Genomic DNA, 17,019 nt, shown 5'->3' on the forward strand with positions numbered 1-17,019 from the left:
CGCCGGCTACAGCACCAGCGACAGCAGCAGGATGAAGGCCAGCGAGACGACGGAGATGATCGTCTCCATCACCGACCAGGTCTTGATCGTCTGCGGGACGTCCATGCCGAAGTACTCCTTCACCAGCCAGAACCCAGCGTCGTTGACGTGGCTGAAGAAGAGCGAACCCGCTCCGACCGCGAGGACGAGCAGTGCCGCGTGCGACGTCGACATGTCGGCCGCCAGCGGGGCGACCAGGCCGGCCGCCGAGATGGTGGCCACCGTCGCCGAGCCCGTCGCCAGGCGTATCGCCACGGCGATCAGCCAGCCGAGCAGGAGGGCGGGGATCGACCAGTTCTCGGAGAACTCCAGGATCATCTGGCCCACGCCGGCGTCGATGAGGGTCTGCTTGAACCCGCCGCCCGCGCCCACGATCAGGAGGATGCCCGCGATCGGAGCCAGCGACTTCTCGACGGTGCTGGTGATGCGGCCCTTGGTGAATCCGGCGGCGCGGCCGAGGGTGAACATGCCCACGAGCACGGCGGCGAGCAGCGCGATCAGCGGCGAACCGATGACGTCGGTGACGCGCTGGACGTGGTTCTCCGGGTCGTCCACCACGATGTCGACCAGGGCCTTGACCAGCATGAGGACGACGGGCAGCAGGATCGTCGCCAGGGTCGCCCCGAAGTTCGGGCGGCGGTCCAGATCCTCCGACGGGCGCTGCGGGATCATCTTCTCCGGCGCCTCGATGTCCACCCAGCGGGCGGCGTAGCGCGAGAAGACCGGACCGGCGATGATCACGGTCGGGATGGCGACCAGCACACCGAGGGCCAGCGTGACACCCAGGTTGGCGCCGAGGGCGTCGATCGCGACCAGCGGGCCGGGGTGCGGCGGGATCAGCCCGTGCATCACGGAGAGACCGGCCAGCGCGGGGATACCGATGCGCATCAGCGAGTAGTTGCCCCGCTTGGCGACCAGCAGCACCACCGGAATCATCAGCACGATTCCGACCTCGAAGAAGAGCGGCAGCCCGATGATCGAGGCGATCAGGACCATCGCCCACGGCATCGCACGGCCACTCGCCTTCGCGAGGATCGTGTCGACGATCTGGTCCGCGCCGCCGGAGTCGGCGAGCAGCTTGCCCAGGATGGCACCGAGGGCGATGAGGACACCGACACTTGCGACGGTCGAGCCGAGGCCCGTGGTGAAGCTGGTGATCGTCTTCGCAGGGTTGGCCCCGGCGAAGGATCCGAGTGCGAGCGAGCCGATGGTCAACGCGAGGAACGCGTGCATCTTGAGCTTGGTGATGAGCAGGACGATGACTGCGATGCCCGCCAGGACGGCGATGCCCAGCTGTGCGTTGCCGGCCGAAGTGATGGGCTCGACGGCATCCGCTGCCAGCATCTCGACGCTGAGACTGGTCACGGTGGTGATCCTTAGTTCGCGAGCCGGCGCAGCGCGGCGACGGCCCGTTCGGTGATTTCCTCGGGGGTGCCGGACACGTCGACAGCGACGCCCACCTCGTCCTCCTGCAGGGGCTGCAGGGTGGCGAACTGCGAGTCCAGCAGCGCGGTCGGCATGAAGTGGCCCTTACGGTCCGCCATGCGGCGTTCGATGAGTGACCGGTCGCCGGTCAGATGCAGGAAGACGGCACCAGGGGCCTCGGCCCGCAGCCGGTCGCGGTAGGCACGCTTGAGCGCGGAGCTGCTGACGACGCCGCCGAGTCCCGCCCGGCCGTGTGCCCACCGGCCGATCGAGTCCAGCCACGGCCAGCGGTCGTCGTCGTCGAGCGGCGTGCCCGCGGTCATCTTGGCGATGTTGGCCGGCGGGTGGAAGTCGTCGCCCTCGGCATAGGGGACGCCGAGTGCGTCGGCGAGCAGGGGGCCGATCGTGGTCTTGCCGGTCCCTGCTACGCCCATCACCACGACGACGTGGGGGGTGCTCATTGGTGCCTCGCTGTCTTCATCGACATCGGTCCGCGACATCGGTCCGTCGCGCTACTGAAACCCATTACATACGACTTATTCAAGAGGCTGTGACATAAACGTCGTACTTTTTGTTGCCGCACCCCTCCCCGTAGGCTTGTGGCCATGACCACACCTGCCCAGGGGCTCCATACGCATGTGCTGGACGCCCTGGGTCTGGAGATCGCCGCGGGTGACTGCCCGCCCGGCCGGGTTCTGCGCACCGACGAGCTCGCGCAGCGCTTCGACGTGTCCCGCACCGTCGTGCGCGAGGTCATCCGCGTCCTGGAGTCCATGCACCTGGTCGAGTCCCGGCGGCGGGTCGGGGTGACCGTGCGGCCCACCGAGGAGTGGAACGTCTACGACCCCCAGGTCATCCGCTGGCGCCTCGCCGGAGCCGACCGGCCCCGGCAGCTGCGCTCGCTCACCGTGCTGCGGTCCGCCGTCGAGCCCGTCGCCGCGGGCCTCGCCGCCCGTAACGCCAGCGCCGAGCAGTGCGCCGCGCTCACGGAATGCGCGCTGGGCATGGTCGCCACCTCGCGCGGCCAGCAGCTGGAGGGCTACCTCCGCCACGACATCGCCTTCCACCGCATCGTGCTCAACGCCTCCGGCAACGAGATGTTCGCGCGACTGGGTGACGTCGTCGCCGAAGTCCTCGCAGGACGGACCCACCACCAGGTGATGTTCGAGGATCCCGACCCCGCCGCCGTCACCCTCCACGTCCGGCTCGCCGAAGCGGTGCGCGAAGGGGACGCCGAGGGGGCGGAACGGCTGACCAAGGAGATCGCGGTCGGCGCCCTGCACGAACTGGACGTACTGGCCCCGTGAGCGCGCGCCCGCCCGGGTACGGTGGGCGGGTTCGATCTTTGGCACAACGGGGCATTCGGGACGGGAGAGCACGGCATGGCGCAGCAGGTACAAGGGGTCATCGCACCAGGGAAGAACGAGCCCGTCCGTGTGGAGACGATCATCGTGCCCGACCCCGGCCCGGGTGAGGCCGTGGTCAAGATCCAGGCGTGCGGCGTCTGCCACACCGACCTGCACTACAAGCAGGGCGGCATCAACGACGAGTTCCCCTTCCTGCTCGGCCACGAGGCCGCGGGTGTCGTGGAGTCCGTCGGCGAGGGTGTCACCGACGTCGCCCCCGGCGACTTCGTGGTCCTCAACTGGCGTGCGGTGTGCGGCCAGTGCCGTGCCTGTCTGCGGGGCCGCCCGTGGTACTGCTTCGACACCCACAACGCCAAGCAGAAGATGACCCTGCTGGACGGCACGGAACTCTCCCCGGCGCTCGGCATCGGCGCGTTCGCCGAGAAGACCCTGGTCGCCGCCGGCCAGTGCACCAAGGTCGACCCCGAGGTTTCCCCGGCCGTCGCCGGACTGCTCGGCTGCGGTGTCATGGCCGGCATCGGCGCCGCCATCAACACCGGCCAGGTCGGCCGCGGCGACTCCGTCGCCGTCATCGGCTGCGGTGGAGTCGGCGACGCGGCGATCGCCGGTGCCCGTCTCGCGGGCGCGGCGAAGATCATCGCGGTCGACATCGACGACCGCAAGCTGGAGACGGCGAAGAAGATGGGCGCCACCCACACCGTCAACTCCCGCTCGGAGGACGCCGTCGAGGCGATCCGCGCGCTGACCGGCGGCCACGGCGCCGACGTCGTCATCGAGGCCGTCGGCCGCCCGGAGACGTACAAGCAGGCCTTCTACGCCCGCGACCTCGCCGGCACCGTCGTCCTCGTCGGGGTGCCCACCCCCGAGATGCAGCTCGAACTCCCGCTGCTCGACGTGTTCGGCCGAGGCGGCTCGCTCAAGTCCTCCTGGTACGGCGACTGCCTGCCCTCGCGCGACTTCCCGATGCTGATCGACCTGCACCAGCAGGGCCGCCTCGACCTCGGCGCCTTCGTCACCGAGACCATCCAGCTCGGCGAGATCGAGCAGGCGTTCGCCCGGATGCACGACGGAGACGTCCTGCGCTCGGTGGTGGTCCTCTGATGGGCGCGCGCATCGAACACCTGGTCACGTCCGGCACCTTCGCCCTCGACGGCGGGGAGTGGGACGTCGACAACAACGTCTGGATCGTCGGCGACGACACCGAGGCCGTCGTCATCGACGCCGCCCACGACGCCGCCGCGATCGAGGCCGCACTCGGCGGGCGCCGGCTGCGCGCGATCGTCTGCACCCACGCGCACAACGACCACATCGACGCGGCGCCCGCCCTCGCGGACGCGACCGGCGCGCCGATCCTGCTGCACCCCGACGACCTGCCGCTCTGGGAGCAGACCCACCCGCACCGTGCCCCCGACGGCGAACTCGCCGACGGTCAGGAACTGGAGGTCGCCGGCGTCCGGCTGACCGTCCTGCACACCCCGGGGCACGCTCCCGGCGCCGTCTGCCTGCACGCGCCCGAGCTGGACACCGTCTTCTCCGGGGACACCCTCTTCCAGGGTGGTCCGGGCGCGACGGGACGGTCCTTCTCGCACTTCCCGACGATCATCGACTCGATCAGGGACCGGCTGCTCGCCCTCCCGCCGGAGACCACGGTCCGTACCGGGCACGGGGACTCCACGACGATCGGCGCCGAGGCCCCGCAGCTGGACGACTGGATCAACCGCGGTCACTGACCGCGGCGGGGTTCACCGGTCCGCCCACGAGGAGAGCCGCAGCCCGCTCTCGAAGCGCTGCGGCTCGCCCGTGACCGGATCGGTGAACTCCAGGACCTTGGCGAGCAGTTGCAGCGGACGCCCGTAGTCCTCGTGCTCCGGCTCGGGTTCCACCACCGGATAGACCGGATCGTTCACCAACGGCAGGCCCAGCGCGTTCATGTGGACCCGCAGCTGATGGGTGCGGCCGGTCGCGGGCAGCAGCCGGTAGCGTCCGAAGGCGTCCCGGTGCTCCAGCAGTTCGATCCGGCTCTCGCTGTTGACGGCCCCCGGCTCCTCGCGCGCGGCGATGACCCCGCGCTCCTTGACGATCCGGCTCCGTACGGTGCGGGGGAGCGCCACCCCCGCATCGTAGGGAGCCACCGCCTCGTACTCCTTGTGCACCAGCCGGTCCCGGAACAGCGTCTGGTACGCCCCGCGGTCCTGTGCCCGTACGACGCAGAGCACGAGTCCCGCCGTCAGCCGGTCCAGCCGGTGTGCGGGCTGCAGCTCCGGCAGCCCCAGTCCGTCACGCAGCCGGGCGACGAGGGTCTCGGTCACATGCCGTCCGCGCGGGGTGGTGGCCAGGAAGTGCGGCTTGTCGGCGATCACCAGGCGGTCGTCGCGGTGGACGACGCCGACGGGGAAGGGCACCGGCTCCTCGGGCGCGAAGTCACGGTGGAACCAGAGATGACGCCCGGCGGTGTACGGCTCGTCCGCCCGCACCGCTCCGCCGTCCGCTCCGACGAACCTGCCCTCGGCGAGCATGGCGTCCACCCGCCCGGCACCGATCGCACCGGCGAACCGGTCCAGCAGATGGTCCCGGACCGTGGGCCAGGCTCCCGCCGGATCCGCCGGGAGCCGCACCCGCACCGGGTCCACGCCCGAGCGCTGGGGGAGCGGGGCGGCGGGGGGCCTCACCCGTCCTCGCATGGCCATCGGTCCTTGTCGCAGCAGGAGCCCGGCGCGTGAAGGGCCGGGGGCGCCGGCACCCGGACAGCCCCGAGCCCGGCGCGGGCGGGCGCCGGTCCTCCATCATCCCACCGGCGCGTACGCCGTCAGCAGCCGCTCGTACTCCTGCCGCGTGACCGGCAGCACCGACCCGTGCCGGGCGCCCGCCGGGAGGGCGTGGCCGGTGCACATGGTCCACCGCCCCGAATCGAGATCGGTGCTCTCGAAGGGGACGTAACCCCGGCCGCCGAACTCGTCGATGAACAGGTACCACTTCGGCTCGGTGCCGGACGCGAAGACCGCGGGGCCCTCACCGCGCGCGATCGCGCCCCTGCCGATGCCGTCGGCGAGGAACGTGTACGACGCCGAGGTCAGCTCGGGTGACGTCTCGGCGGTGATGAACTTCGACCCGGGGGTGTCCGACGCGGGGTTCCGCTCGTCCTTGGTGAACCGGTAGAACCTGCCGTCGTGCCGGATGACCGTCGAGTCGATCACCGAATAGCCGGGGTCGTGCCACACGGCGGGCTCCCCGAAGGTCCGGAAGTCCCTGGTGGTCGCGTACATCATCCTGTTGTGGGTGCTTCCGGCGTGCTCCGGGTCGTGGTCCGGATAGACCTTCGAGGCCCAGAAGACGACGTACGCGCCGAGCCCTTCGTCGTAGCAGGCCTCGGGAGCCCAGGCGTTGCCCGCGGCAGGGGGTGCCACCTCGGCCATGCGCTGATCGCCCCAGTGCACCAGATCGTCCGACTCCCACACCATGACCGACCTGCTGCCGGTGCGCTGGGCCTCGTCCCAGCCGCCGTGGTTCCCGTACATCCGCAGGTCGGTGGCGATCAGGTGGAACGTGTCGCCCTCGGGGGAGCGGACGACGAACGGATCGCGCAGCCCGCCGGTGCCCAGCCCGGAAGTGAGCACCGGGTCGCCGCCGTTCAGTTCCTGCCAGTGCAGCGCGTCGTTCCCCCGGCTCAGCGCCATCCGGATCCGCTCACCGTCCACCGTGTCCTCGCCGGTGAAGTAGGTCATGAGGTACGCGGCGTACGGGTGTCGCTCCGGCAGCTCCCGCACGGAGGCGGTGAAGACGCGCGTCGCGTCGGCGCCGCCCCGGGTGACGGTCGCGGTGAGCCGCACGCGCGCGGCGCCCTTCCCGTGCGCGGGGCGGTGCACGATGCCGTCCGGACCGACGACGCCGGGAGCGGAGGACGCCCACGCCACCGTCGTGCCGAACGCTCCGGCGCCGGGCAGCGTCAGATGTCCGCGCACGTCGTCGAGCCCGTGCGGGGTGAGCTCGGCGGCGGCCAGGGCCGTGGCCCGGGCGTCATCGGCGGGGGGCGGAGGCATCGGGCTCCCGGCGGGGGGCGGAGGCATCGGGCTCCCAGCGGTCGGCGTGGGCGGCGCGGGTTCGCGACGGGTGCCGGGAACGCACGTGGGACATGGGTGCGGACACCGCCGCCGCAGATCTTCGTTCGGCATACCGGACGGCGTCCGTGAAATCGGACTGACGCTAAGGGTGGCGGCCCGGGGCGTCAAGGGGGTCGAGCGAAACTGTCCGCACCGTAGAAAGCGCTTGTCCCGAGCGCTAGGGTTCCTGCTCGTTGAATCCATTCAACGCGTCACGCATCACTCGCCGTGTTCGTTCCCCGATGAGGAGCCCCCATGCGCCGAGCCGGTACCGCACTGCTGGCCACCTGTGCCGCCGTTGCCGCACTTGCCGCCCTGACCACCCTCGCCGCCCCGCCCGCCCGGGCGCACGACGGAAGATCCGGTGAGGGGGACGGCCTCGGCCACTGCACCGGCACCGCGCCCGTCGTCTGCCACTTCGACGTCACCCCCGGCACCTACCGGGTCCGGGTCCTGCTCGGCGGCGGCTCCGTGCCCGGCTCCACATCCGTCACGGCCGAGAGCCGCCGGGCCATGCTCGCCGAGACACCCAACGCGGCGGGGGAGACGGTCCGCCGCAGCTTCACCGTGGACGTCCGTGACCCGGAGGGTGAGCCCACCGGGGCCACCGGCACCCCCGGACTCGACCTCACCTTCGGCGGGGCCGCCCCTCAGCTCACCTCGGTGCACGTCGAACGCGTCCGTACGCCGCAGATCCTGCTCGCGGGCGACTCCACCGTCTGCGACCAGGCGGCCGAACCGTACACGGGCTGGGGACAGCGGCTCCCGCAGTACCTCACCGACCGCGTGTCGGTCGCCAACTACGCCGACTCCGGCGAAGGCTCACAGTCCTTCCGGGACAATCCCGCGCTCTTCCCCGCGCTGCGCTCCCGTATCCGCCACGGCGACCTCGTCCTCGTCCAGCTCGCCCACAACGACAAGCAGACCGAGCGTGAGACCTACCGGGCCAACCTCACCGCGATGATCGAGGAGGTGCGCGCCGAAGGAGGCCGGCCCGTACTCGTCACCCCGATCGTCCGCCGCTGGTTCAACACCGACGGCACGCTCGACAACGGCACCGCGCTGCTCGTCAACGGCCTGGGCGTGGACCTGCCCGCCGAGATGCGTGCCCTCGCCGCCGAGCACGACACCCCGCTCGTCGACCTCACGGCCCTGACCAAGGCCCGCGTCGAGGAGCTCGGACCCGAGGGCTCCAAGGCCCTGTACCTCTACGACGAGAAGCGCGACAACACCCACACGTCGGTGCGCGGGGCCACGGAGTACGCCGCCCTCGTCCTCGCCGAACTCCGCGGCCTGGGGCTCCTCGCGCCCCGCGCGGTCCGGTGAGCCCGCTGCCCGCGCCGCCCTCCTTCCCGGATCCGCTGGCCGAACAGCGCGCCGACCCGCACATCACCCGGCACACGGACGGCCGTTACCACTTCACCGCGAGCGTCCCCACCTACGACCGGATCGTCCTGCGATCCTCCCGCACCCTGGCCGGACTGGCCACGGCGGAGGAAACCGTCATCTGGACCCGGCACGCGTCCGGCGACATGGGGGCGCACATCTGGGCGCCGGAACTCCACCGTGCCGACGGTGCCTGGTACGTCCACTTCGCGGCGGCACCCGCCGACGACGTGTGGAGGATACGGATGTGGGTGCTGGAGAACACCCACCCCGACCCCCACCGGGGCACCTGGACCGAGAAGGGCCGGATCGTCACGGCCTGGGACACGTTCTCGCTCGACGCCCACACCTTCACCCACCGAGGGGAGCGCTACCTCGCCTGGGCCCAGCACGAGCCGGGCCTGGACTCCAACACCGGGATCTTCCTCTCGCGCATGGCGGACCCCTGGACGCTGACGGGACCCCAGGTCCGCCTCAGCACGCCCGAGTACGCCTGGGAGCGCGTCGGCTTCGCGGTCAACGAGGGGCCCGCGGTCATCCGGCGCAACGGCCGGGTCTTCATGACGTACTCCGCGAGCGCCACCGACGCGAACTACTGCATGGGCCTGCTCACCGCCGACGACGCGAGCGACCTGATGGACCCCGCGTCCTGGGCCAAGTCCCCGCGCCCCGTCTTCGCCGGCTGCGCCGAGACCGGTCAGTACGGCCCGGGCCACAACTCCTTCACCGTCACCGAGGACGGCCGCACGGACGTGCTGGTCTACCACGCGCGGCCGTACGAGCGGATCGACGGCGACCCGTTGCGCGACCCCAACCGCCACACCCGTATACAGGCGTTCGGCTGGCACGCTGACGGCACCCCGGACTTCGGGGCTCCCGGGCGCTCCTGAGCGGGTTTCCACACGGCTCCTGCGGGGCCCGCCTTCCGGCCGGAACCGGCGGGTCCCCGCGTACGGAACGGCGGGTCTGCCGTGCGGAAGCGGCGAGGCTCCTCGGGCGGGAACCGGCGGGTCTCTTCCCGTCGGTTCCGGAGCCGGAGAGGCCCCGTCATTTCCGGAGCCGGAGAAGCCCCCGTAGGTTCCGGCGGAGGAGTCGACGACCTCGCCGGACGGGCACCCGGGATGTGGTCACCCGGGACGACGCGAAACGCCCTGGACGGCGGATGTCAGGCCCCGCACCGGCCTCGAGGCGGAGCCCGCCTCGCGGAGGGCCCGGCCGACCACGCTCCAGGCCGAGAAACAGAAAAAACCCCAGATGCACTGGGGTTTTTCTCTGGTGTCCGAGGGGGGACTTGAACCCCCACGCCCGATAAAGGGCACTAGCACCTCAAGCTAGCGCGTCTGCCATTCCGCCACCCGGACCGGGTGTGTCTCCCGGGCCTTGCCCGTTCCGACGTGGAAAACCATAGCAAACATTCGAGGGTGCTCGATCACGCCCCCGGTCACGTGAAAGGCGTATGACGGGAGCCGGGCGGCCTTGGGTGCGCGGGCCGGGCGCGGGAGGATGAGGGGGAGTACGACCGCGACAGTGGAAGGAAGCAGCGTGAGCGAGACCAACCCGGCTCCGGCCGGCATCGGCACAACCGCCGAGAACGAGGTCGTGGACCTCTGTCGTGACCTGATCCGTATCGACACCAGCAACTACGGCGACCACTCGGGGCCGGGGGAGAGGGCCGCCGCCGAGTACATCGCGGAGAAGCTGGCCGAGGTCGGGCTGGAACCGCAGATCATCGAGTCCCACAAGGGCCGCGCCTCCACCGTGGCCCGGATCGAGGGCGAGGACCCCTCCAAGCCCGCACTGCTCATCCACGGGCACACCGACGTCGTCCCCGCCAACGCGGCGGACTGGACGCACGACCCCTTCTCCGGGGAGATCGCGGACGGCTGCGTGTGGGGCCGCGGCGCGGTCGACATGAAGGACATGGACGCGATGACGCTCGCGGTCGTACGCGACCGGATGCGGACCGGCCGCAAGCCCCCGCGTGACATCGTGCTGGCCTTCCTCGCGGACGAGGAGGCGGGCGGCACGTACGGGGCGCGCCACCTCGTGGACAACCACCGCGACCTCTTCGACGGCGTCACCGAGGCGATCGGCGAGGTCGGCGGCTTCTCCTTCACCGTCAACGAGAACCTCCGCCTCTACCTCGTGGAGACCGCGGAGAAGGGCATGCACTGGATGCGGCTCACCGTGGACGGCACCGCGGGGCACGGGTCGATGACCAACACCGACAACGCGATCACCGAGCTGTGCGAGGCCGTCGGCCGCCTCGGCCGCCACAAGTGGCCGGTCAGGGTGACCAAGACCGTGCGGTCCTTCCTCGACGAGCTGTCCGACGCGCTCGGCACCCCGCTGGACCCGGAGGACATGGAGGCGACGCTCGCCAAGCTCGGCGGGATCGCCAAGATGATCGGCGCGACCCTGCGCAACTCGGCGGCCCCCACCATGCTCGGCGCCGGTTACAAGGTCAACGTGATCCCGGGGCAGGCCACGGCACACGTCGACGGCCGGTTCCTGCCCGGTTTCGAGGACGAGTTCCTCGCGGACCTCGACCGGATCCTCGGCCCGAAGGTGAAGCGCGAGGACGTGCACGGCGACAAGGCCCTGGAGACCAGTTTCGACGGCTCCCTGGTCGACGCGATGCAGCTCGCGCTGAAGGCGGAGGACCCGATCGCCCGCGCGGTGCCCTACATGCTCTCCGGCGGCACCGACGCGAAGTCCTTCGACGACCTCGGCATCCGCTGCTTCGGCTTCGCCCCGCTGAAGCTGCCGCCGGAACTCGACTTCGCCGGCATGTTCCACGGCGTGGACGAGCGGGTTCCCGTCGAAGGCCTGACCTTCGGCGCCCGGGTGCTCGACCGGTTCATCGATCACTCCTGACCCTGCCGGGTGATCACATTCGCCCGCCTGTGCGCACCTCACCGGAAAGGGTGAAAGGGGCCGCTCGCTCGTAGCCCCCTCACCCCCTCCTCGTTACACGTGATGCGGTCCGCGGCTGGGACCGCACTTGTCAACCAGGAGGAATAATGATCAAGAAGGTCGTCGCAATCGCGGCTGCTACCGGCGGTCTCGTGCTCGCGGGTGCGGGTATGGCTTCCGCCGACGCCGGCGCCCAGGGTGCCGCCATCGGCAGCCCCGGCGTGCTCTCGGGCAACGTCGTCCAGGTGCCGGTCCACGTTCCGGTGAACGTGTGCGGTAACACCATCTCCGTGATCGGTCTGCTGAACCCCGCCTTCGGCAACACCTGCGTCAACGCGTGACGATGCGCGTCAACCCGTGAGGGTTTGAGCCCGGTCGGCCCCGGAGTGCGCGCCATGCACTCCGGGGCCGCTGGGCATTCGGCCCCCGCGCGGCTGTGCCGGGGGCATTTCGGTAGGCAGAAGGCAGGAAAGCAACCTATGCGACAGGTCACACGCAAAGGCCTGATCACCATGGCAGCGGCGGGCGGCGTGCTCGCGCTCGGTGGTGGCTACGCACACGCCGACGCGGGAGCGTCCGGCGGTGCGTCGAATTCACCGGGAGTGCTCTCGGGGAACTCGATCCAGGTCCCGGTCGACGTCCCCGTGAACGTGTGCGGAAACTCCGTGAACGTCGGCGGACTGCTCAATCCCACGAGCGGCAACGAGTGCGGAAACGGCTCCTCGGACTCCGCGCACACCTCCGGCCACGGCGGCGACTCCGCGTCCGGCCATGGCTCCGGCAGCCACGCGTCCGGACACCAGGACGGACGCGAAGGCGGTGAGGGGACCGGCAGGCACCGGGCCTCCAGCACCTCCGCGCAGGCGGAGACGACCGGTTCGCCCGGCATCCTCTCCGGCAACCAGGTGCAGGTGCCGGTCGAGATCCCCGTGAACGTCTGCGGCAACAGCGTCACCGTCGGCGGACTGCTGAACCCAGTCTTCGGGAACGACTGCGAGAACGACAGTGAGACGGCCCCGCCTCCGGTCGTACCGCAGACGCCGCACACCCCGCAGACGCCGGCCACCCCCCATGCTCCCGAGCCCCAGCTCGTGACGGGCGAGCAGCTCGCGCACACCGGTGGAGGCGGGCTCGACCTGCTGATCCCGGCGAGCGCGGGCATGCTGCTCGCCGGTGCGGGCACGGTCCTGTACCGGCGCTCGCGCAGCGCCGCGTAACGGCAGCCCTACTCCGGGCGACGAGCGGGTTCCGCACACGCGGGACCCGCTCGGTGCTACCAGGTGGCCCGGAGCTGGCGGATGATCCGGCGGCGCAGCCGGACCCGGCGGCTGCCGTCCAGGCGCAGCGTCAGCCGGTCCAACTCCCAGTGCCCGTACTCGGCATGGTCGGTCAGCAGTCGGGCCGCCTCCTGGCGGGAGACCCCGCGCGGCACGTACACGTCGATGAATTCGTATTCCGGCATCGCATCTATTGTGCGGGCAGACCCCCGGTACGGATAGCGTCTGTCCCATGTCTGATGCTGCGCAGCCCACCGCTGCCGAGGTACGCGCCGCCGCCGATGCAGTCAAAACCGCGCTCGACCGCCACCTCGAGGCCGTCGAACGCCGTACCGGGGACGACGACCCCGCCGTCTACGACGCGTTCAACGCACTGGCCGCCGCTGCCGAGGTCTACGACGAACTGCTCTACGACCGCTACGACGAGGTCACCCCCTTCGAGATCCCCGGCGCGGAGGACTCCCTCCCGCCCTACGAGGGTCCCGAGGAGCCGCACGCGCTGAGCGTGCTGATCCGACGCGACTACGCGGTGGCGGAGCCCGCACGGCTGATCGCCCAGGCCCAGCGGCTCGCCGATCTCGACCCCGACGCGCAGGACAGCGCGTCGGTGGCGGTCGCCGGTGCCGGGGTGCATGCCGCGCTGGGCGTGCTGTTCGGGGAGTACGAGGCCGACGAGATCGCCTCCCGGCACAAGGAGTTCGGCCTGGAGGAAGGCGACTCCACGCTGTGGGTCTCCGCCGCCGACGAGCTCCCCGAGCCGGGGGAGTGGCTCGGGGCGCCTTTCGACGAGGCCGACCCCGCGCTGGTGGTCTGCCGCTTCGACGTCAGCGCGGTCTTCGACGAGGAGGACGAGCCGGACCCGGACCGGGGAGACCGGTCCTGACGGCCACGAGTCGTCCGGCGGGCCGCGCGGCCCTTTGACGGCTGCGCGGCCCTCCGGCCGTTACGAGGCGTCCGGCGGGGCTACGACGCCCTCCGGCGGTTTATGAGGCGCCCGGCGGGCTGCGAGGCCCGTCGGGGGTTACGCGAGGCGTCCGGCGAGGCCCCTCGGGGGTTACGACGCGGCCGGCGAGGCCCGTCGGGGGGTACGAGGCGTCCGGCGAGGCCCGCCGGGGGTTACGAGGCGTCCGGCGTCGGCAGCGCCTCCAGGAGGGGGCGCAGCCGGGTCGTACGTTCCTGGGCCGGGACCTCGGCCACCGCCCGGGGCAGGGCCTGGTCGACCCCGTGCACCACGGACAGATGCCGCTCCCCGCGGCTGAACGCGGTGTACACCCACGGCCGGCTGAGTCCCTGCGCGGCGTCGCCCGGCAGGACGACGACGGCGGCGGGCCACCTCATCCCGGCCGCCTGGTGCGCGCTGAGCGCCCAGCTGTGGCGCACGGAGGTATCCACACGGTCCGCCGGTACGACGACGGGGGTGCCCGCACAGTCCAGGTGCAGGCCCTCCGCGTCGGCCGAGACCACCGAACCGGGCACCACCCTGCCGGGGGCCGGGACGTGCACCACGCGGTCGCCCGGGTCGAAGCCGCCGAACCGCCCGGGTCCCGGGTTGAGCCGCTGCTTCAGTGCCGTGTTCAGCGCCTTGGTGCCCGCGGATCCGCCGTGCCCGACGGTGATGACCTGCGTGTCGTCCGAGGGCACGCCGATGGCGCGGGGGACCGAGTCGGCCACCAGCTGCACGGTGCGGTGGACGGCCTCGCCCGCGTCACGGACGGGCACGATCACGACCTCCTTGCCCGGCGCCTCGACCTGGGCGAGCTCTCCGATGCCGATGCCGGACACCAGCTCGCCGATCGGCCCGGGATCGGGCGTACGCGAGACCACGTGAGGGCAGGCGCGCGCGGCGATCACGTCCGCGAACACCCGGCCCGCGCCGGCGGACCCCAGCACCCCCGGGTCACCGCTCAGCACCAGACGCGTCCCGTCGGCGAGGGACTCCACCAGCATCGCGGCCGTCTCCACGTCGAGCTGTGGGGCGTCCAGGACGACCAGCAGGTCCAGCGCGAACGCGCCGTCCGCGTCCCGGCCCGGCCCGCTCTCTCCGGAGAGCAGTGCGGACAGGGTGACGGCGGACCGCGGGTCACCGACGGCAGCGGCCAGCCGGCGCTGCCCGTCCGCGCTGTGCGTGGTGCCGAGGGCCCGCAGACCGAGAGCGTGCGCCGCGGCGATCAGCGCGGCGGGCTCGGCACGGGCGCTCTCACCGCCGCTGTGCACGACGAGGCCCGTCGTGGCGGCCGTCCGGATCAGCTCACCCGCGGAGGGGGAAGGAGCGGCGGCCGCCGGCTCCGTCCAGTCGGCGCCCTTCTCGCAGGAGTTCACCAGCCGGCCCAGGCCGTCGGCGAGGCTCTCCTCGGCCAGCGCGTATCGATCGAGGCCCAGCAGGACCTGGACCGGCTCCTCCTCGTCCGCCGCACCGTCCTCGGCAACCTCGGCGTCCTCGTGGGACTCCGCCGTGCCGTCCGGTGCTCCCGTGCCTGCGGCGTCGACGCCTTCCTGGAAGACCAGCACGACACCCTCGGCGACGGCGTTCTGCACAGCCGCCTCCGGATCGGCCACGGCGAAGCCCGCCAGCCCCGCGCGGACCTCGTCCGCTTCCAGAGCGGTGTGACCACGCAGCGCGGCCCGCTCCAGCAGCCAGGCCACGAGCGCCGCCGTACGCATGCCGTCGTCCGGGCCGCACTCCGGGCCGAGCAGCGCGCGGGCGAAGCCGTCCGCCTGCTCCGGCCGCACGCCGGGCACGGACAACAGCTGCCAGGGGTCCTGCCGGAGGATGTCCGCGGCCTGCTCGCCCAGCGTCGCGGCGGCCGGGGCCGCCAGGGTCCCGGGGGCCCCGCCCTCCGTGAGCACCTGCGCGACCGACGCCGCGGCCTCGGGAGAAGCCGACCGTGCGGCGGCCGGCCGGGGGCCGGGGGAGGGCCGGTGGGGCGTGGGCGCGGGTGCGGGAGCCCTGCGGGGGGCGGGGGCCGGTGAGGGGGAGTCGAAGAACGCGGTGCCCGGCTTCTCGCCGCTCTCCACGGCCCGCACGGCCGCGAGCAGATCGGCGGCCGGGCCGCTCAGCTTGGCGCCGGCCTCGATGGGACCTTCCTTCTCGGCCTTGCGCTGCTCGATCCGACGGCGGAGCTCCCGCTGTGCGGCCAGCTCGGCCTCGGCCTCCGAGAGCTCGGCCGTGCCGGAGCCCTCCTTCGTCTCCTGCGCGCCCGTCTCCTGCGCGCCCGTCTCCTGCGCGCCCGCCTCTGCCGCGCCCGTCTCCTCCGCGCTTGCCGCGTCCGCGTCCTGCGCGTGCTCGGCGCCGGCGTCCCGCGCGTCTCCCGTGCCGGTGCCGGTGCCGGTGCCCGTCGCGACCGCGCTGGTCCCGTCCGTGTCCGCCGCGGTGGTCGCGTCGCCCTCGTCGGCCGCGGCGTCAGCCGTGCCGGGCGTCCCGGCGGCCGGGGTGCCGGTCTCCTCGCGGTCCTCTTCGTTCTCGGCCGCGGAGTCCGGGGCCTCTCCCCGGGGATGCGCAGTCACAGCGTGCTCCAGTCCTGGTCGGGATAGCGGTGCACGGGCGCCGACACATCGTCGAGCGCCTGGCAGATCTCGTCAGGAAGACTAAGCGCCTCCACTGACAACGCCTCCGTCAGCTGCTGCGCGTTGCGCGCGCCGACCACCGGGGCCACCACTCCCGGCCGGTCCCGCACCCAGGCGAGGGCGACCTGCAGAGGCGTCGTGGCGAGGCCGTCGGCGGCCGTGGCCACGGCGTCCACGATGCTCCTCGCCTGGGCGTCGAGATACGGCTCGACGAACGGGGCCAGGTGCTCGGAGGCGCCGCGCGAACCCGAGGGCGTGCCGGTGCGGTACTTGCCCGTCAGCACGCCCCGGCCGAGCGGGGACGACGGCAGCAGGCCCACCCCGAGGTCCAGCGCCGCCGGGAGCACCTCCCGCTCGATGCCCCGCTGAAGCAGCGAGTACTCCATCTGGGTGCAGGCGAGCCGCGTGCGCAGCCCGGGCGCGGCGAGCTGCCAGGTGGCCGCCTTGGCCAGCTGCCAGCCGCTGAAGTTGGACACCCCGGCGTAGCGGACGCGGCCGGACGAGACCGCCAGATCCACGGCCTGCAGGGTCTCCTCCAACGGCGTCACGGGGTCGAAGGCGTGGATCTGCCACACATCGACGTGATCGGTCCCGAGCCGCCGGAGCGAGGCGTCGAGCGCGGCGAGCAGGTGCCCGCGCGATCCGTCGTGGCGGCGGTAGGGGTCGGGCACGCTGCCCGCCTTCGTCGCGATGACCAGATCCTGCCGCGGCACCAGGTTGCCCAGGAGCCGCCCCAGCACGTACTCGGCCTCCCCGCCGCCGTACGCGTCCGCGGTGTCGACGAGGGTGCCGCCCGCGTCCCAGAAGGCTTTCAGCTGGTCGGCGGCGTCGTGTTCGTCGGTGTCCCGGCCCCAGGTGAGGGTGCCCAGCCCGATCCGGGACACGCGAAGGCCGGTACGGCCGAGATGCCTCTGCTCCATGGGCGCTGAGATTACTGGCCAAGGCCCC

At 72.1% G+C, this 17,019-nt stretch carries 16 protein-coding genes and 1 tRNA gene; 9 read left to right on the forward strand and 8 right to left on the reverse strand.

Annotated elements, in window-relative coordinates:
- Window positions 1-6 precede the first annotated feature (6 nt).
- Together ACFYQ6_RS24865 and ACFYQ6_RS24870 are read right to left on the reverse strand one after the other, a co-directional pair.
- A complete protein-coding gene (locus tag ACFYQ6_RS24865; RefSeq protein WP_388764987.1) occupies window positions 7-1,404 on the reverse strand; it encodes a GntP family permease in 1,398 nt (465 codons plus the stop codon).
- 11 nt (window positions 1,405-1,415) lie between these two features.
- Window positions 1,416-1,925, reverse strand: a complete 510-nt coding sequence (locus ACFYQ6_RS24870) for a gluconokinase (protein ID WP_388764988.1) — start codon at window positions 1,923-1,925, stop codon at window positions 1,416-1,418.
- 144 nt (window positions 1,926-2,069) lie between these two features.
- On the opposite strand from ACFYQ6_RS24870, the gene ACFYQ6_RS24875 reads away from it, so the two are divergent.
- The 3 genes from ACFYQ6_RS24875 (at window position 2,070) to ACFYQ6_RS24885 (ending at window position 4,561) form a co-directional block, all read left to right on the forward strand.
- Window positions 2,070-2,771, forward strand: a complete 702-nt coding sequence (locus ACFYQ6_RS24875; protein WP_361574713.1) for an FCD domain-containing protein — start codon at window positions 2,070-2,072, stop codon at window positions 2,769-2,771.
- A 75-nt stretch (window positions 2,772-2,846) separates the two neighbouring features.
- A complete protein-coding gene (locus tag ACFYQ6_RS24880) occupies window positions 2,847-3,932 on the forward strand; it encodes an S-(hydroxymethyl)mycothiol dehydrogenase (protein WP_361574710.1) in 1,086 nt (361 codons plus the stop codon).
- Window positions 3,932-4,561: an MBL fold metallo-hydrolase gene (locus ACFYQ6_RS24885; RefSeq protein WP_388764990.1), complete on the forward strand. Its 630-nt coding sequence runs from the start codon at window positions 3,932-3,934 to the stop codon at window positions 4,559-4,561. Before ACFYQ6_RS24880 ends, ACFYQ6_RS24885 begins: the two co-directional genes overlap by 1 nt.
- 12 nt (window positions 4,562-4,573) lie before the next feature.
- Here the strand turns inward: ACFYQ6_RS24885 and ACFYQ6_RS24890 are convergent, their stop codons facing one another.
- The gene (locus ACFYQ6_RS24890) at window positions 4,574-5,512 is read right to left on the reverse strand and encodes a pseudouridine synthase (protein WP_388764992.1); all 939 of its coding nucleotides are present in this window, start codon (window positions 5,510-5,512) and stop codon (window positions 4,574-4,576) included.
- Between the two features lie 102 nt (window positions 5,513-5,614).
- Window positions 5,615-6,868 (reverse strand): immunoglobulin-like domain-containing protein, encoded by a 1,254-nt coding sequence (locus tag ACFYQ6_RS24895; protein ID WP_388764994.1) that lies wholly within the window; start codon window positions 6,866-6,868, stop codon window positions 5,615-5,617.
- Window positions 6,869-7,183: 315 nt separating this feature from the next.
- On the opposite strand from ACFYQ6_RS24895, the gene ACFYQ6_RS24900 reads away from it, so the two are divergent.
- Complete coding sequence (locus tag ACFYQ6_RS24900) at window positions 7,184-8,254, forward strand: rhamnogalacturonan acetylesterase (RefSeq protein WP_361574698.1); 1,071 nt, start codon at window positions 7,184-7,186, stop codon at window positions 8,252-8,254.
- Window positions 8,251-9,204: a glycoside hydrolase family 43 protein gene (locus ACFYQ6_RS24905; protein WP_361574695.1), complete on the forward strand. Its 954-nt coding sequence runs from the start codon at window positions 8,251-8,253 to the stop codon at window positions 9,202-9,204. The genes ACFYQ6_RS24900 and ACFYQ6_RS24905 overlap by 4 nt, the downstream gene beginning before the upstream one ends.
- A gap of 383 nt (window positions 9,205-9,587) precedes the next feature.
- Here ACFYQ6_RS24905 and ACFYQ6_RS24910 read toward each other — a convergent pair.
- Window positions 9,588-9,675 (reverse strand) — tRNA-Leu (locus ACFYQ6_RS24910).
- Between the two features lie 181 nt (window positions 9,676-9,856).
- Between ACFYQ6_RS24910 and ACFYQ6_RS24915 the strand changes: the two genes are divergently transcribed.
- The 3 genes from ACFYQ6_RS24915 to ACFYQ6_RS24925 all read left to right on the forward strand — a co-directional run bounded on the left by ACFYQ6_RS24915 (window position 9,857) and on the right by ACFYQ6_RS24925 (window position 12,447).
- Window positions 9,857-11,191, forward strand: a complete 1,335-nt coding sequence (locus ACFYQ6_RS24915; RefSeq protein WP_356740164.1) for a M20/M25/M40 family metallo-hydrolase — start codon at window positions 9,857-9,859, stop codon at window positions 11,189-11,191.
- Window positions 11,192-11,337: 146 nt separating this feature from the next.
- Window positions 11,338-11,571, forward strand: coding sequence for a chaplin ChpH (chpH, locus tag ACFYQ6_RS24920; protein WP_014157166.1), 234 nt, complete (start codon window positions 11,338-11,340; stop codon window positions 11,569-11,571).
- A 138-nt stretch (window positions 11,572-11,709) separates the two neighbouring features.
- Window positions 11,710-12,447: a chaplin gene (locus ACFYQ6_RS24925; RefSeq protein WP_361574691.1), complete on the forward strand. Its 738-nt coding sequence runs from the start codon at window positions 11,710-11,712 to the stop codon at window positions 12,445-12,447.
- A 56-nt stretch (window positions 12,448-12,503) separates the two neighbouring features.
- Here the strand turns inward: ACFYQ6_RS24925 and ACFYQ6_RS24930 are convergent, their stop codons facing one another.
- Window positions 12,504-12,692, reverse strand: coding sequence for a DUF5703 family protein (locus tag ACFYQ6_RS24930; RefSeq protein WP_145806600.1), 189 nt, complete (start codon window positions 12,690-12,692; stop codon window positions 12,504-12,506).
- A 47-nt stretch (window positions 12,693-12,739) separates the two neighbouring features.
- On the opposite strand from ACFYQ6_RS24930, the gene ACFYQ6_RS24935 reads away from it, so the two are divergent.
- Window positions 12,740-13,390: a hypothetical protein gene (locus tag ACFYQ6_RS24935; protein WP_361574686.1), complete on the forward strand. Its 651-nt coding sequence runs from the start codon at window positions 12,740-12,742 to the stop codon at window positions 13,388-13,390.
- Between the two features lie 233 nt (window positions 13,391-13,623).
- On the opposite strand, the gene ACFYQ6_RS24940 is transcribed toward ACFYQ6_RS24935, so the two are convergent.
- Complete coding sequence (locus ACFYQ6_RS24940) at window positions 13,624-16,011, reverse strand: helix-hairpin-helix domain-containing protein (RefSeq protein WP_388764998.1); 2,388 nt, start codon at window positions 16,009-16,011, stop codon at window positions 13,624-13,626.
- Window positions 16,008-16,991: an aldo/keto reductase gene (locus ACFYQ6_RS24945; protein ID WP_361574680.1), complete on the reverse strand. Its 984-nt coding sequence runs from the start codon at window positions 16,989-16,991 to the stop codon at window positions 16,008-16,010. Before ACFYQ6_RS24945 ends, ACFYQ6_RS24940 begins: the two co-directional genes overlap by 4 nt.
- Between the last annotated feature and the right edge of the window lie 28 nt (window positions 16,992-17,019).

This window comes from Streptomyces sp. NPDC005494, assembly GCF_042872025.1.
Lineage (GTDB): Bacteria > Actinomycetota > Actinomycetes > Streptomycetales > Streptomycetaceae > Streptomyces.

What these genes read in the sequence shown, in the direction of transcription:
- ACFYQ6_RS24870 (WP_388764988.1), bottom strand. Translation starts at nt 1,925, where the DNA reads ATGAGCACCCCCCACGTCGTCGTGGTGATGGGCGTAGCAGGGACCGGC.
- ACFYQ6_RS24895 (WP_388764994.1), bottom strand. Translation starts at nt 6,868, where the DNA reads ATGCCTCCGCCCCCCGCCGATGACGCCCGGGCCACGGCCCTGGCCGCC.
- ACFYQ6_RS24945 (WP_361574680.1), bottom strand. Translation starts at nt 16,991, where the DNA reads ATGGAGCAGAGGCATCTCGGCCGTACCGGCCTTCGCGTGTCCCGGATC.
- chpH (WP_014157166.1), top strand. Translation starts at nt 11,338, where the DNA reads ATGATCAAGAAGGTCGTCGCAATCGCGGCTGCTACCGGCGGTCTCGTG.
- ACFYQ6_RS24930 (WP_145806600.1), bottom strand. Translation starts at nt 12,692, where the DNA reads ATGCCGGAATACGAATTCATCGACGTGTACGTGCCGCGCGGGGTCTCC.
- ACFYQ6_RS24890 (WP_388764992.1), bottom strand. Translation starts at nt 5,512, where the DNA reads ATGCGAGGACGGGTGAGGCCCCCCGCCGCCCCGCTCCCCCAGCGCTCG.
- ACFYQ6_RS24875 (WP_361574713.1), top strand. Translation starts at nt 2,070, where the DNA reads ATGACCACACCTGCCCAGGGGCTCCATACGCATGTGCTGGACGCCCTG.
- ACFYQ6_RS24885 (WP_388764990.1), top strand. Translation starts at nt 3,932, where the DNA reads ATGGGCGCGCGCATCGAACACCTGGTCACGTCCGGCACCTTCGCCCTC.
- ACFYQ6_RS24900 (WP_361574698.1), top strand. Translation starts at nt 7,184, where the DNA reads ATGCGCCGAGCCGGTACCGCACTGCTGGCCACCTGTGCCGCCGTTGCC.
- ACFYQ6_RS24880 (WP_361574710.1), top strand. Translation starts at nt 2,847, where the DNA reads ATGGCGCAGCAGGTACAAGGGGTCATCGCACCAGGGAAGAACGAGCCC.
- ACFYQ6_RS24925 (WP_361574691.1), top strand. Translation starts at nt 11,710, where the DNA reads ATGCGACAGGTCACACGCAAAGGCCTGATCACCATGGCAGCGGCGGGC.
- ACFYQ6_RS24935 (WP_361574686.1), top strand. Translation starts at nt 12,740, where the DNA reads ATGTCTGATGCTGCGCAGCCCACCGCTGCCGAGGTACGCGCCGCCGCC.